At 56.7% G+C, this 12,385-nt stretch carries 12 protein-coding genes; 7 read left to right on the top strand and 5 right to left on the bottom strand.

Annotation, left to right across the window (positions count from 1 at the left end):
• Nucleotides 1-62: 62 nt before the first annotated feature.
• On the bottom strand, nucleotides 63-1,010 hold the full coding sequence (locus tag ACFPPD_RS09690) for an alpha/beta hydrolase (RefSeq protein ID WP_378082029.1): 948 nt from the start codon (nucleotides 1,008-1,010) through the stop codon (nucleotides 63-65).
• 290 nt (nucleotides 1,011-1,300) lie between these two features.
• Between ACFPPD_RS09690 and ACFPPD_RS09685 the strand changes: the two genes are divergently transcribed.
• Nucleotides 1,301-1,840: an NADPH-dependent FMN reductase gene (locus ACFPPD_RS09685; RefSeq protein WP_209748945.1), complete on the top strand. Its 540-nt coding sequence runs from the start codon at nucleotides 1,301-1,303 to the stop codon at nucleotides 1,838-1,840.
• A 52-nt stretch (nucleotides 1,841-1,892) separates the two neighbouring features.
• Here the strand turns inward: ACFPPD_RS09685 and ACFPPD_RS09680 are convergent, their stop codons facing one another.
• Both ACFPPD_RS09680 and ACFPPD_RS09675 read right to left on the bottom strand, forming a co-directional pair.
• A complete protein-coding gene (locus tag ACFPPD_RS09680) occupies nucleotides 1,893-2,672 on the bottom strand; it encodes a sporulation protein (RefSeq protein ID WP_209748944.1) in 780 nt (259 codons plus the stop codon).
• 97 nt (nucleotides 2,673-2,769) lie between these two features.
• Nucleotides 2,770-3,669, bottom strand: coding sequence for a LysR family transcriptional regulator (locus ACFPPD_RS09675; RefSeq protein WP_209748943.1), 900 nt, complete (start codon nucleotides 3,667-3,669; stop codon nucleotides 2,770-2,772).
• Between the two features lie 151 nt (nucleotides 3,670-3,820).
• Here ACFPPD_RS09675 and ACFPPD_RS09670 point away from each other — a divergent pair, with 151 nt between their 5' ends.
• The 3 genes from ACFPPD_RS09670 to ACFPPD_RS09660 all read left to right on the top strand — a co-directional run bounded on the left by ACFPPD_RS09670 (nucleotide 3,821) and on the right by ACFPPD_RS09660 (nucleotide 6,301).
• Nucleotides 3,821-5,041, top strand: a complete 1,221-nt coding sequence (locus ACFPPD_RS09670) for an MFS transporter (RefSeq protein WP_209748942.1) — start codon at nucleotides 3,821-3,823, stop codon at nucleotides 5,039-5,041.
• A gap of 4 nt (nucleotides 5,042-5,045) precedes the next feature.
• On the top strand, nucleotides 5,046-5,795 hold the full coding sequence (locus ACFPPD_RS09665) for an arylamine N-acetyltransferase family protein (RefSeq protein ID WP_209748941.1): 750 nt from the start codon (nucleotides 5,046-5,048) through the stop codon (nucleotides 5,793-5,795).
• Between the two features lie 191 nt (nucleotides 5,796-5,986).
• Nucleotides 5,987-6,301: an antibiotic biosynthesis monooxygenase family protein gene (locus ACFPPD_RS09660; protein ID WP_209748940.1), complete on the top strand. Its 315-nt coding sequence runs from the start codon at nucleotides 5,987-5,989 to the stop codon at nucleotides 6,299-6,301.
• A 566-nt stretch (nucleotides 6,302-6,867) separates the two neighbouring features.
• Here the strand turns inward: ACFPPD_RS09660 and ACFPPD_RS09655 are convergent.
• Nucleotides 6,868-8,154 carry a sensor histidine kinase gene (locus tag ACFPPD_RS09655; RefSeq protein ID WP_209748955.1) on the bottom strand — a complete coding sequence of 429 codons (1,287 nt, stop codon included), beginning with the start codon at nucleotides 8,152-8,154 and terminating at the stop codon, nucleotides 6,868-6,870.
• 2 nt (nucleotides 8,155-8,156) lie between these two features.
• Entirely contained in the window at nucleotides 8,157-8,834 is a 678-nt protein-coding gene (locus tag ACFPPD_RS09650; RefSeq protein ID WP_209748939.1) for a response regulator transcription factor, read from the bottom strand.
• A 193-nt stretch (nucleotides 8,835-9,027) separates the two neighbouring features.
• Here ACFPPD_RS09650 and ACFPPD_RS09645 point away from each other — a divergent pair, with 193 nt between their 5' ends.
• The 3 genes from ACFPPD_RS09645 to ACFPPD_RS09635 are packed head-to-tail and all read left to right on the top strand — an operon-like array spanning nucleotide 9,028 to nucleotide 12,332.
• Entirely contained in the window at nucleotides 9,028-9,768 is a 741-nt protein-coding gene (locus tag ACFPPD_RS09645; protein ID WP_209748938.1) for a polyphosphate polymerase domain-containing protein, read from the top strand.
• The gene (locus ACFPPD_RS09640; RefSeq protein WP_209748937.1) at nucleotides 9,765-10,448 is read left to right on the top strand and encodes a DUF4956 domain-containing protein; all 684 of its coding nucleotides are present in this window, start codon (nucleotides 9,765-9,767) and stop codon (nucleotides 10,446-10,448) included. Before ACFPPD_RS09645 ends, ACFPPD_RS09640 begins: the two co-directional genes overlap by 4 nt.
• Before the next feature lie 21 nt (nucleotides 10,449-10,469).
• Complete coding sequence (locus ACFPPD_RS09635; RefSeq protein ID WP_378082010.1) at nucleotides 10,470-12,332, top strand: carbohydrate-binding domain-containing protein; 1,863 nt, start codon at nucleotides 10,470-10,472, stop codon at nucleotides 12,330-12,332.
• The last annotated feature ends 53 nt before the right edge of the window (nucleotides 12,333-12,385 follow it).

Here is a 12,385-nt window from a genome sequence, read left to right as displayed (position 1 = left end):
ACTCTACCAGAATGTATAAGTTTCACGCTTATCCATTTCTGAATCGTCTCCGCAAAGCTTCTTCAGCGCCCAGAGGACGCCGAAGGCGTTTTTGCTTGATGGACATATTGTCCGATGAAGCGGCCGACTTCCCGTTCGTAGCTTGCCGGATCGGCATGCCGAGCGAGACCGTGACCGGCTCCGGGGACAAGGTACAGGCTTTTGTCCGAAGGACCGTTCTCGTACAGCTCATGCGCCATTCGGGTCGGCACGAACGTGTCGGCTTCCCCGTGTATGAACAGCGTAGGAGTTCGGGACTTGCGGACCTGCGCGAGCGCCGATGCTTCCCCGAAGAAATATCCCGCTTTGATTCGGGTCATCAGGCTCGTCGAAGGAATCATCGGAAAAGAAGGCATGCGGTACATTCGCTTCAGCTGGTAAGCGAGTTGATCCTTGACCGACGTGTAGCCGCAATCCCCCACGACCGCTTTCACGTTCGCAGGCAGCTTTTCCCCGCTGGTCATGAGCACAGTCGCTCCTCCCATGGAGATGCCGTGCAGCACGATTTGCGCTTGCGGGCCGACATGGGCGATCACCTTATCGATCCATTTAACATAGTCGAGCCGTTCCGGCCATCCGAAGCCGATATATTTCCCATCGCTCCTTCCGTGCCCGCGGGCGTCGGGGAGCAACACGTTATAGCCGAACGTATCCTTGTACATCTCCGCCAGCGGGACCAGTTGTTTGGCGTCTCCGGAATATCCGTGCGCGAGGATCGCCGTTTTATCCGAAATCGGGTTCGTCGGGATGAAGTAGGCGTGCAGCCGGAGGCCGTCGTCCGACGCGATGCTCCAATCCGTGATCGATTGGCGTTCCCACCAATCGTCATTCGGCAAGGAATGCGCATTCGTTTCGGAGCCAACGGCCGCACGGGCGCTCGCGTTCGCGGCAAGGTCCGGGTTGCCGCTTAGGAAACTCTTGTCCGCGCGGGCGACCGCCATGCGGTAGAAGTACAAGCTAGAGCCCGCCATCGCGGACGAGACGAGGGCAAGGAACGCAAGGAACGCAAGGAACGCTGGGACGATTATAACCACGGAAACCACCTCTCTGGCGGGGCTTAAGGCTATTATCTTACCTGGTCTCGTCTCCTTATGCATGGGATTCCGGATCGTAAGCCTAAACCGTAACCCTAAACCGTAACCCTAAACCGTAACCCTAAACCGTAACCCTAAACCGTAACCCACATGGACATATTGCCTCGAAAAATGGATATCTTATAGGAGGATCTGTTAAAGATAACGAATCCCTCGGGAGGTAATCCATGACTAAGTTGAATATCGGGATTATTCTGGGAAGCACCCGTCAAGGGCGCTTAAGCCCCCAAGTCGGGGAATGGGTGAAGAGCGTCGCCGATAAGCGGGGCGACGCGAATTACGAGATCGTCGATATCGCCGACTACAAGCTCCCGCTGCTCGGGGAAGCCGACGCGACCGAGCAGGCGACCGCTTGGAACGTCAAGCTTGCGAGCCTCGACGGTTTCGTGTTTATCGTACAGGAGTATAACCACAGCATTTCCGGCGCGCTGAAGAACGCGCTCGATTACGCAAGGGACGCTTGGAACAACAAGGCGGCGGGCATCGTCAGCTACGGCTCCGTCGGCGGCGCCCGGGCGGCCGAGCATCTGCGCGGGATTTTGGGCGAATTGTCCGTCGCGGACGTTCGCGTGCACCCTGCTCTCTCGCTGTTTACCGACTTCGAGAACGGCTCCGTATTCAAGCCGGCCGATCTTCATCTCACGAACGTAAACGGTATGCTCGACCAAGTGCTCGCCTGGAGCGGCGCTTTGAAGACGTTGAGGTAAGAAGACGCGAAAAAGACCATCCCGCGGGATGGTCTTTAATAATATTCCGAGGTTACAGAGATCTGCGAACAAGATCGCCCAGTTGATCGGCAATGTACCCCGAGCCCTGAGACAGTTGACCGCGCTCGAATCTGACTTTCACGATGCGCTCGTCGGCATTTAGCGCCTCTGCGAACAAGCCGGACAACCCGCGCGCTTTGCGATCCACTTGAAGATGCACGTCGATGCCGTTCTCGTCGGGGAAGAATACGACTTCCAATTCGTCCAATTGACCTTGGAAAAGCGAGGTGGGGACGAACTCGAACTCTTGAACGAAAGGTACGCCGGCTTTGCGGCCGATATGCGGCGCATAATCGCAGGTGACTTCGCGAAGGCGGAAGCCGAGTTGCCTGACCGCCTCCAGGACGACGGCCGAATGCGGGTGCGGCCCGACCTGAAGCTCGTCGCGGTCCTTCGGATTAATCGCTTCCTGTATTTCCAGTCCGGTCTGAATCCACACGGGCGTTCTGGCAGTCGTCATCGGCGTGATGGTCGGAAGCCGGAACGATACCGGGAACTCGTAAGTTTTCTCCGCCTCGACGGTGAACTTCCCGGCTAGCAGGAACTTGGCGATCGCCGCGTTCTCCGTCGTACGGCGGTCGTTGTTGCTCTTCTCGTAACTCGTCATGGCGAAAGCATAGACATCGTCGACTTGCTGATTCACCCGGCCGCCCTGAATTCGGACGACGCCTGTCATCGTATCTCCCGCGTTAACCTCATCCTCATGTAGTAGGAGATCGACTTGAGCCGCTCCGATCCCGGCGCTCGCGAGCATTCGCTTGAACATGGACATGATTGCTTATCCCCCTTCAACGATCATAGGTATTGATACGGATTAAGCCTAAGGCAGTTTCATCTTAATTAGCGATTGAACGGAAAATGAAGCCATTTCAAGCATTCCTCATGTCATGGAATGTCTCCATGAACAGCTTGACGCTGCGAGGCAGCAGGCGGTCCTTCAAGTAAATGAGCCCGACCTTCGTGCGTACCGGCGTATCCGTCAGACGCTTCACGCGAAGCGTCGATACGTAGGCCCTCGCTGCGGACTCGTGAAGCAAGGTCACGCCCAACCCTTCCCTGACCATGGATAGCATCGTGCTGATGCTGGCGCATTCGCAGACGACGTTCGGCGCGAAGCCGAGTTCCCGGCAAGCCTTCAGGATTATGTCGTGCGTGCCGGTCGATTTCTCGTTGCGAAGAAGGATGAACGGCCGATCCTTCAGGTCGTAGAGTCGAATGTCTTCGTTTGACGGGTCGGTATCCCAAGCGGGGGGCAGGACGGCGACGAAAGGCTCATCTCTGAGCTCTTCGACCGTAAACAGATTCGGGTCGAGATCCGTTTCGAGCGGGAGCCGGATGAGGCCGAGATCGAGCTCGCGTCTCTCGAGCCGGTAGGACAGGCCGTTCGGATCCCCTTCCCAGAGGCGGAAGGTCATCCCCGGATAGGCTAGCTTATATTGCTGGATTCGGGGGGGAAGGAACGAACTGCAAGAGCGCGCGGAGCCGATGTGCAAGATGCCGCGGATCCCCTGGTGCAGCTCCTTGACCTCATCCTCCGTCTCGGAGACGAGATGAATGATGGACGTCGCGCGCGAGCGAAGCAATTCTCCGGCTTGCGTCAGCAGCATCCTTCTGCCGTTACGCTCGAACAAGGTGACGCCGAGCTCGTCTTCGAGCGCCTTCAGTTGCTGGCTTAACGGGGGCTGCGCCATGTTGAGCACCTGAGCGGCGCGGGTCACTTGTCCTTCTTTGGCTATCGCGAGGAAATACCGGAGCTGTCTCAGTTCCATCGTTCGTGCCTCTATTCCATATATTTTTCATATAGTATACTAACAATATGAATATTTTTCATATGGATTTGCGCGTGCTAAGCTGATTTTAACAAAGAAAACCGCGTAGAAGCAGCGCCGGCTTAAGCCGGCATGAGGGAGATGACTTCGCATGAGTTGGAAAATTTATTTATTGGCTTTCGTTACGTTCTTGATCGGCACGTCGGAGCTCGTCATCGCGGGCATTCTCGATCTGGTCGCGGAGGATCTCGGCGTGTCGGTGTCCGCCGCGGGTCAGCTCGTCAGCGTGTTCGCGCTAACCGTGGCCGTCGGGTCTCCGATTCTCATCCTTCTCACAGGCAAGGTGGAACGGAAGAGGTTGCTCGCTTACTCCTTGATCGGATTTATCGCGGGTAACGCCATTGCGTACTTCAGCGGCAGCTACGGCTTCCTGATGGTATCCCGCGTCGTCCTCGCGCTGAGCACCGGGGTGTTCGCGGTCGGTTCGCTCGCTTTCGCGGCAAGGCTGGCGCCGGAAGGCAAGCAAGGCAGCGCGATCGCCACCGTCATTACGGGACTCAGCGTATCGATGGTGCTCGGCGTTCCTCTCGGTCGGGTCATGGCCGCCTTCATGAGCTGGAACGCGATCTTCGCCGTCATCGGATTGATCAGCATTCCCGCGCTGGCCGCGATCTACCGCTACATTCCTTCGATGCAAGGGCAGGCTTCCGCGTCCATGAAACATCAGTTGGCGCTGCTGAAAGACAGACGCGTCTCCTCTACGCTGCTGACGACGCTGTTCTGGATCGCCGGCTACGAGATCGTGTTCGCGTACATCTCGCCTTACTTGCTTCACGTCGTGCACTTCACATCCGGCCAGCTCAGCATCGGCTTGTTCGCTTTCGGCTTGTTCAGTATCCTGGGCTCGCGCCTTGGCGGAATGGGCTCGGACCGTTGGGGCGTCGCCAGAACGCAACTGTCCGGATTGGCGTTGCATGCCGCCATGCTGCTTCTTCTCTTGATCGCGGGTCAAAGCATGATCGCCACTTTCCCGATTCTCGTCGCTTGGTCGTTGTCGGCATGGACGACGGTGTCGGCGCAGATGGTTCGTCTCATTCAATTGTCGCCCCAATCGTCCGAGGTTATGATCAGCATGAACAATACGGTGCTTCAGCTCGGCATCGCGGCCGGCGCGGCGATCGGCGGCATCGTCGTCAACGGATCATCCGTGTCCCATATCGGATGGGTCGGCGCGATCAGCGTTATGGTCGCGTTAGGTTTGGCGGCTTACTCGCATTTGGCGGGACGGGGAAAAGCGCCGAAAGCGGGCGGCGACGTGCCAAGCGACGCGAAAGACGAAGATTATTCGATCGTCAGGTTGAGCTCCGTGTAAGCCGATGAACAGTCAACGCTACTTGGCCAGAATCGGAATCGTCGACGAGGGAGAGCGCGACATCGGTTTTCTCGGGCGGCTGCAAGCGCGGCACGCGACGGAGATTCCGTTCGAGAACTTGGACATTCTGGCAGGCATCCCGTTATCCCTCGACGCGTCGGATCTGTATCGGAAAATCGTCATTTACCGTAGAGGAGGCGTCTGCTATGAACTAAACGGCTTGTTTCACCTGCTGTTGGGCGACCTGGGGTACTCGGTCTCCTTGGCGGCGGCCACCGTATACGTCAACGGCGAATGGTTCATCGAAGAAACCCATGCCATGAACGTCGTTCGCCTCGAAGGCGCCGATTATTTGGTGGACGTCGGATTCGGAGGCAACACGCTTCGCAGGCCGATTCCCCTGACGGGAGAAGAGATTTCCGATGTCGACGGCGCATATCGCATCCGGCCGGATCCTTCGGATCGGGACAGAAAGATTCTGGAGAAGAAGGAAACCGCGGAATGGGAGAAGTTGTATCGTTTTACTCTCCGGTCGAAAAGTCCGGTTGATTTCGGCGAAGTGTCCGCGATGACGCAATGCGGCGAACGGTCGATTTTCAACAAAACGTTGTTTCTGATGATTCTGACGGACCGAGGGCGAGTGACGCTGCGCGATCATTCGTTGACGTCCGTGGAAGATGGCCGCAAGAAGAAAGAAACGATAGAACCGGACAAAGTGACGAGCCTGATTCACGACACGTTCAAGATCGGTTGATCGATACGCAACTGCTCGATCGCTTGACGGACGAGCGGAGCATGAATTATTCGGACAATCGGCGAAGAAAGGCCAATCACTGCCGTTGTTCGTCTGTTAGGCGCTCTTCGGCCTCGGACGTTTGGATATCCGACCGATAAGAGTATAATCCAAATAACGCAAATACTTTTCGGCAAAGGGGCGAGGCTTTCATGCAACGGGAGACGAACGAGCCGTATTACGCGGTCATTTTTACGAGTCAACGTACGGACGGGGATAACGGGTACGGAAAGATGGCGGACCGGATGGAAGAGCTAGCGCGCAAGCAATCGGGCTTTCTCGGAGTGGAAAGCGCAAGGGACGTCTCCGGGGCGGGCATTACCGTCTCCTACTGGGACAGTCTCGAAGCCATCGCCGGCTGGAAACGGGACGAGGCTCACCAAGTCGCTCAAGAGAAGGGCAAGCAGGTCTGGTACGAAAGCTACAAAGTAAGAATCTGCAAGGTCGAGAGAGAGTATTCGTTCTGAGGTTTAGACCGCGGATTCTCATACAGTCACGACGCCTTCGGCGGATTTATCCAAGCGGTATGCAAGCGGATCTGAAGGGCCGCGTTCTTTCAAGATGGCTGAGTTCCACTCTGTTGTGGCTTAATGACAGACAAATGAACTGTAAAACATGCAGTTATTTCGGCTAAAACTCAGATATCTGGTGAAATAGATGTAATACATACATTAATTTCACCGGATTCATCCTGCATCAGTTGAAATCCGCAAAATGAAGTGCACCTTTTGCATATAATTCATGCAAAAGGCCTTACCACGTATCTTTTTTCATGCACATTTTACAGTTAAATATTCCAACTACGTTGTTTCTAAGCAACATTCACGCTGAACTCAGCCTTCAAGATAGACAAGTTGACCTGCACCTTGCCTAAAGCATTTGAACGGAGCCGTCGAGTCCGGCGAACGCGTCGCGCGGGAAGTGGCGGATGATCTACGGGTTGAAATCGGCCGAAGCCGTTAATATGAGCATACGAATAGGGTGCCCGACAGGCACCCTGTTTAGCCGTTCCGTGAGGGTCGTGTATGCGCCGTCAAGGTGCGGATGCAACCGGAAGTTGAACAAAGAAAGCCGTCGTTTCCTTCGGGGCGCTCTTCGCGTAGATCCGCCCTCGGTGCTGCTCGACGATCGACTTGGCGATGGCCAGGCCGAGGCCGTAACCGCCCTGCTTGCGGGTCCGGGACTTATCGGCGCGGTAGAAGCGGTCGAAGATGCGGTCCAGATGCTCGGCCGGAATGCCGTCGCCGGTATTGGTCACCGTCAGCAGGACGTCGTGATGGCGCTTCTTGAGCGCAAGCGAGATCGAGCCTTTCGGATTCGCGTACTTGATGGCGTTGTCGAGCAGGATCATAACGACTTGCTTGAACTGTTCGGCGTTGCCCCGCACGGTCAAGTCCGGGTCGATGTCGTAGCTAAGCTCGAGATCCTTCTCGAACACGACCGCTTCCATCGTCAGGATGATGCTTTCCACCGCTTCGCTGACGTTGAAGTTCGCGAACAGCATGCCGGCCCGCGCGTCGTCGATCTCGGTCAAGTACAGCAGATCGTTCGTCAGCGTCTTCATCCGTTCCGTCTCCGATTTGATGTGATGCAGCCACTTCGATTGATGCGCGATCTTGTCATCGCTATTGGACAAGAGGACGTCCGCGTTCGTGTTGATGACGGCCAGAGGCGTCTTGAGCTCGTGCGAGGCGTCAGCGATGAACTGCCTCTGCTTGTCGAACGCCTCCTTGACGGGTGCGATGGAACGATTGGCGAAATACCGGCTCGTCAAATAAATGACGATAAGCATGGCGAAGCCGACCGCGAGAAACGTGTATACGAGATTCGTTAATATTTTGTGCTGGGCGGTCACGTCGAGGAAGACGACAGAATAACCCGATCCGTTCTGCTGCACCGTATAGGCCCAGCGGTTCCCGTCCAGGACGAACTGGCCGTCTTTCGTCGGGTTGGCGGCGGCTTTGCCGATCGCGGAGGCATAGAACTCGTCGTCCATATCGAAGCGGGAGTTCGTGGACGTCACGTTCCATTGCGCGTCCGTCTGCATGGAGAAGGATACCGAACGCTCCGGCGACGGTCCGTCGCCGAAGCCTCCCTTCGGCTGCTGCGAACGCTTGCCTTCTCCTCCGCCCTTGAACTGCCCTCCGCCGAAACCGCCGGGATCCCGGTAAAATTCCGATACGCGTTGCAGCTCCATGTCGATATCGTTCCGCACGTTCTGATACGTGATCGTATAGATCGCGGCGAAGGCCACGAGCATGATGAAAGTGATGATGACCAGGTTCACGACGAGGAACCGGTTCCTTAGCTTCGTGAACAACATTAGACCGTCTCCTCCAATACGTATCCGACGCCCCGAATCGTATTGATACGAACCGAGGCGTTCAGGAAGGCGAGCTTTTTCCGCAGGAACGAAATGTAGACCTCCACGTTGTTATGCTCGACCTCCGAATCGAAGCCCCACAGCTTCTCGATAATCTGCTCCTTGGAAGTGACCGCGCTACGACGCGACATCAATAGTTCGAGCAGTTCGCTCTCTTTTAAGATCAGCTTGAGCTCTTTGCTCTTGCACGTCAGCTTAAGCGTGCCCGTATTCAGCTCGATATCGCCGAACTTCAGCGAATCGTCCGGCATGACTTCCCCTTTGCGCCTAAGCGCCGCCCGGATTCGGGCCATCAGCTCTTCCGTCGAGAACGGCTTGGCCACGTAGTCGTCGGCCCCGTGATCGAGCCCGGAGATCTTGTCGTTAATCTCGCCTTTGGCGGTGAGCAGAATGACGGGCGTCGCGATGCCTTGGCCGCGAATCGTCTTCAAGATCGAGATGCCATCCATTTCCGGAAGCATGATGTCGAGAAGAAGCAGATCGTATATGCCGCTTAACGCGTTGTCCAGCCCCGATCGGCCGTCGTGCACGGCGTCGACGGAGTAATTTTGCTTACGCAGAATTTGGGTTAACGCCTCGGCAAGATGCACCTCGTCTTCTACGATTAATATTCTCATGGCTGCCTCCCCCTTCTTGTTTGCTTGCGCTTCATTATAGGGACCGAACCTTTAATCAACCTTAATCAATTGATTTTAACACAGAGTTTACAATTTAAGATTCGCTAAAGGTTCGGGGGCTAATATACAGACATGAACGGCGAGCCAAGAACGGCAGTCGTCGTCGCTTACCACAGGAAAGGAGCTTGAACCTATGGCGATCGAGGTGTTCAACCGGTACGAGAGCAAGTATTTGATGGATAGCAAGTCTTTCTACGATCTCTATAACCGCTTGCTCGACTATATGGAATTGGACGCGTACAACAAGAACGACAAGTTTTATTCGATTAGCAACCTTTATTACGACACGGAGCACGATACGTTGATCCGCAACAGCTTGGCGAAGCCGAAATACAGGGAGAAACTTCGGATCCGGTCGTACGGCGTGCCCGAGGCGGACGCTAAAGTGTACCTGGAGTTGAAGAAAAAAGTGTTCGGCTTGGTGAACAAGAGGCGGACGTCGCTGAGGCTGAACGAGGCGTACGAATTTGCCGGTACCGGCCGGACGCTGGAGCTGCAGCCCTATATGAACAAGCAAGTCGTGCGGGAGATCGAATACTTCTTGGGAAGATACGACCTGCAGCCCAAAGTGTATCTGGCTTACGACCGGATCGCGATGTTCTGCAAGAACAACCGGGATCTGCGCATCACGTTCGACACGAACATCCGCTCCAGGCGGCATGACCTGAAGCTCGAGGCGGGCGATTACGGAGATCAACTCATGGAACGCGGTCAATGGCTAATGGAAGTGAAGGCGGAGAAGACGGTTCCGGTATGGCTGTCCCGCATGTTATCGGAGCAGAAGATGTTCCGGACGAGCTTCTCCAAATACGGCAACGAATTCAAGAAATCGCTGAAAAGCGGCGAACTAACGAAGGAGAGAATACTGCTATGATCGATTCCCTTTTCTCGTCGGCGACGACGGAAGCTACACTGACGTTTACGGATGCGCTGCTGACGCTGGCCATCGCAATCGGGCTCGGCGCCTTGATCAGCTTGACTTATATGAAAACGCAGACGAGCGGCCACGCCCAGAACTTCGTATTTACGATGATCGTGCTTCCCGCGATCGTGGCCATCATCATTCTGCTGATCGGCAGCAACATCGCCAGGGCGTTCAGTTTGGCCGGCGCGTTCTCGATCATCCGGTTCCGAAGCGCGCCGGGCGATCCGAAGGATATCGCCTACGTCCTCTTCGCGATGGCGGCCGGACTCGCTTGCGGCGTCGGCTCTTACGACTACGCCGTCCTATTCACCGTCGTGTTGTGCCTGCTGATGTTCTTCCTGAAAAAGATCGATTTCGGGGCGAAAAAAGCGACGCAGAAGCTGCTGAAAGTAACGATTCCGGAAAATCTCGGCTACGAGGAAGCGTTCGATGAAGTATTCAAGCAATATAACGTCGCCTACGAGCTGAGAAAAGTACGGACGACCGAGCTTGGCAGCCTGTACGAGCTCGTGTACGCGATCACGCTGGATCATCAAGCGAATCAGAAAGAGTTCCTTGACGCCATTCGGTGCAGGAACGGCAACTTGGATATTACGTTAACGATGAGTCCGACCGTGTCGGAATATTAAAACAAGGAAGGAAGATGAAGAATGATGAAATCGAAGAAAGCAAGGACGCTAAGCATTATTCTATTATGCGCGGCTCTGATGTCGGCATGCGGCAACAACGGAACGAACGGAGGCAACGCGGCATCTACGGGCGTATCGGCGACGGAGACGGCGGGATCTGCAACGGGTACGGTTGCGGCGGCGCAGACGGCAAGCCTCGAGCTAACCGGCAAGGCGGAATTCGACGAGGATGACGCATACGCCGATTGGAGCGCGACGGACGCGACCGCGATTAAGTTGAACGGCGCAACCGCTACAGTGGAAGGAGCGGGAGCGGAAGTATCGGATGGCACGGTGACGATTACGTCCGCCGGTACCTACGTGCTCAGCGGGAAGCTGGACGACGGACAGATCGTCGTCGACGCGAAGGATGAGGCGACCGTGCGGCTCGTGCTGAACGGCGTCGAAATTCACAATGACGACTCCTCGGCGATCTACGTCAAGGAAGCGGGCAAGACGATCGTGTCGCTGCCGGAAGGAACGGATAACGTCGTGTCGGACGGCACGAAGTACGTGTATCCGGACGCGACGACGGACGAACCGAACGCGGCGGTGTTCAGCCATGACGATCTGACGATCAACGGCTCCGGCAAGCTGACGGTCCAAGGCAATTATAACAACGGCATCACGAGCAAGGATAAGCTGAAAATTACCGGAGGAACGCTTAACGTGAAGTCGGTCGACGACGGCGTCATGGGCAAGGACCTGGTCGCCGTTCAAGCGGGCGAGCTGACGGTCGACGCGGGCGGGCATGCCATCAAGACGTCGAACGACACGGCGGGCGAAGAAGGGTTTATCGGCATCGCTGGCGGCACGTTCAACCTGAAGTCCGGCGAAGACGCGCTGCACAGCAGCGGCAACCTGACGATCGCTGGCGGAGAGTTCACGATCAACGCCGAAGACGATGGTATTCATGCCGATTTGTCGGTCGGCATCGCGGAGGGCACGATCGATATCGCAAAGAGCAACGAAGGGATCGAAGCGCCGACGATCGAGGTCGCCGGGGGCAAAATTACGCTGGTAGCCAGCGATGACGGCTTTAACGCCGCGAGCGGCAGCAGCGAGACGGCGGAAGGCGAGCAAGGCGGGCAAGGCGGCGGTGGCGGCGGAATGGGCGGCGGTCCGGAAAGCGGCGCCGCGTCGACCAACAAGCTGACGATCAGCGGCGGGTACGTGTCCGTCGACGCGCAGGGCGACGGACTGGACGCGAACGGGTCGATCGAGATGACGGGCGGCACGGTTCTCGTGAACGGCCCGACGAATAACGGCAACGGTTCGCTCGATTACGACGGCGCGTTCCACATGTCGGGAGGCTTCCTGATCTCGGCCGGCAGCTCCGGCATGGTGCAAGCTGCGTCCGACGAATCGACGCAGGCGGGAATCTTAATGACATATCCGCAAGCGCAGCAAGCGGGTACGCTCGTTCATTTGGAAGACGGCGACGGCAACGAGATCGCGACGTTTGCCCCTTCGAAAACGTACCAATCCGTATTCATTAGCTCGCCAAGCTTGAAGAAGGGCGGCTCGTACGCGATCTATTCCGGAGGCGCTTCGAGCGGCAGCCTGGCGAACGGGTTGTACGACGGAGGCAAGTATACGGGCGGCACGAAGGTCGTGGCGTTCGAGGCGGCCTCGATCGTCACGTGGGTGAACGAGTCGGGCGTGACCGAAGCGAGAAGCGGCATGGGCGGTCCAGGCGGCGGGGGCTTCGGAGGCGGCGGAGGCAGAGGCGGCAGAGACGGCGATGGCGGAACGCCGCCGGACGGCGAACGGCCGGACATGCCGAACGGCGATATGCCAAGCGGCGAGCCGCTGCAGCAGCCGGAAACGCAGCAACAACAGTAATGGCAACGGAGGTGGCGGCACGATAGCCGTTCGAACGACCAAACCCCGTCTCG

The sequence above is a fragment of the Cohnella suwonensis genome (assembly GCF_042655365.1).
GTDB classification, from domain to species: Bacteria; Bacillota; Bacilli; order Paenibacillales; family Paenibacillaceae; genus Cohnella; species Cohnella suwonensis.
The sequence above is the reverse complement of the archived record's forward strand: the minus strand, read 5'-3'. Positions and strand labels throughout refer to the sequence as shown.

Coding starts and splice junctions, on each gene's coding strand:
- ACFPPD_RS09690 (WP_378082029.1), bottom strand. CDS start 1,010: ATGGCGGGCTCTAGCTTGTACTTCTACCGCATGGCGGTCGCCCGCGCG.
- ACFPPD_RS09685 (WP_209748945.1), top strand. CDS start 1,301: ATGACTAAGTTGAATATCGGGATTATTCTGGGAAGCACCCGTCAAGGG.
- ACFPPD_RS09680 (WP_209748944.1), bottom strand. CDS start 2,672: ATGTCCATGTTCAAGCGAATGCTCGCGAGCGCCGGGATCGGAGCGGCT.
- ACFPPD_RS09675 (WP_209748943.1), bottom strand. CDS start 3,669: ATGGAACTGAGACAGCTCCGGTATTTCCTCGCGATAGCCAAAGAAGGA.
- ACFPPD_RS09670 (WP_209748942.1), top strand. CDS start 3,821: ATGAGTTGGAAAATTTATTTATTGGCTTTCGTTACGTTCTTGATCGGC.
- ACFPPD_RS09665 (WP_209748941.1), top strand. CDS start 5,046: ATGAACAGTCAACGCTACTTGGCCAGAATCGGAATCGTCGACGAGGGA.
- ACFPPD_RS09660 (WP_209748940.1), top strand. CDS start 5,987: ATGCAACGGGAGACGAACGAGCCGTATTACGCGGTCATTTTTACGAGT.
- ACFPPD_RS09650 (WP_209748939.1), bottom strand. CDS start 8,834: ATGAGAATATTAATCGTAGAAGACGAGGTGCATCTTGCCGAGGCGTTA.
- ACFPPD_RS09645 (WP_209748938.1), top strand. CDS start 9,028: ATGGCGATCGAGGTGTTCAACCGGTACGAGAGCAAGTATTTGATGGAT.
- ACFPPD_RS09640 (WP_209748937.1), top strand. CDS start 9,765: ATGATCGATTCCCTTTTCTCGTCGGCGACGACGGAAGCTACACTGACG.
- ACFPPD_RS09635 (WP_378082010.1), top strand. CDS start 10,470: ATGATGAAATCGAAGAAAGCAAGGACGCTAAGCATTATTCTATTATGC.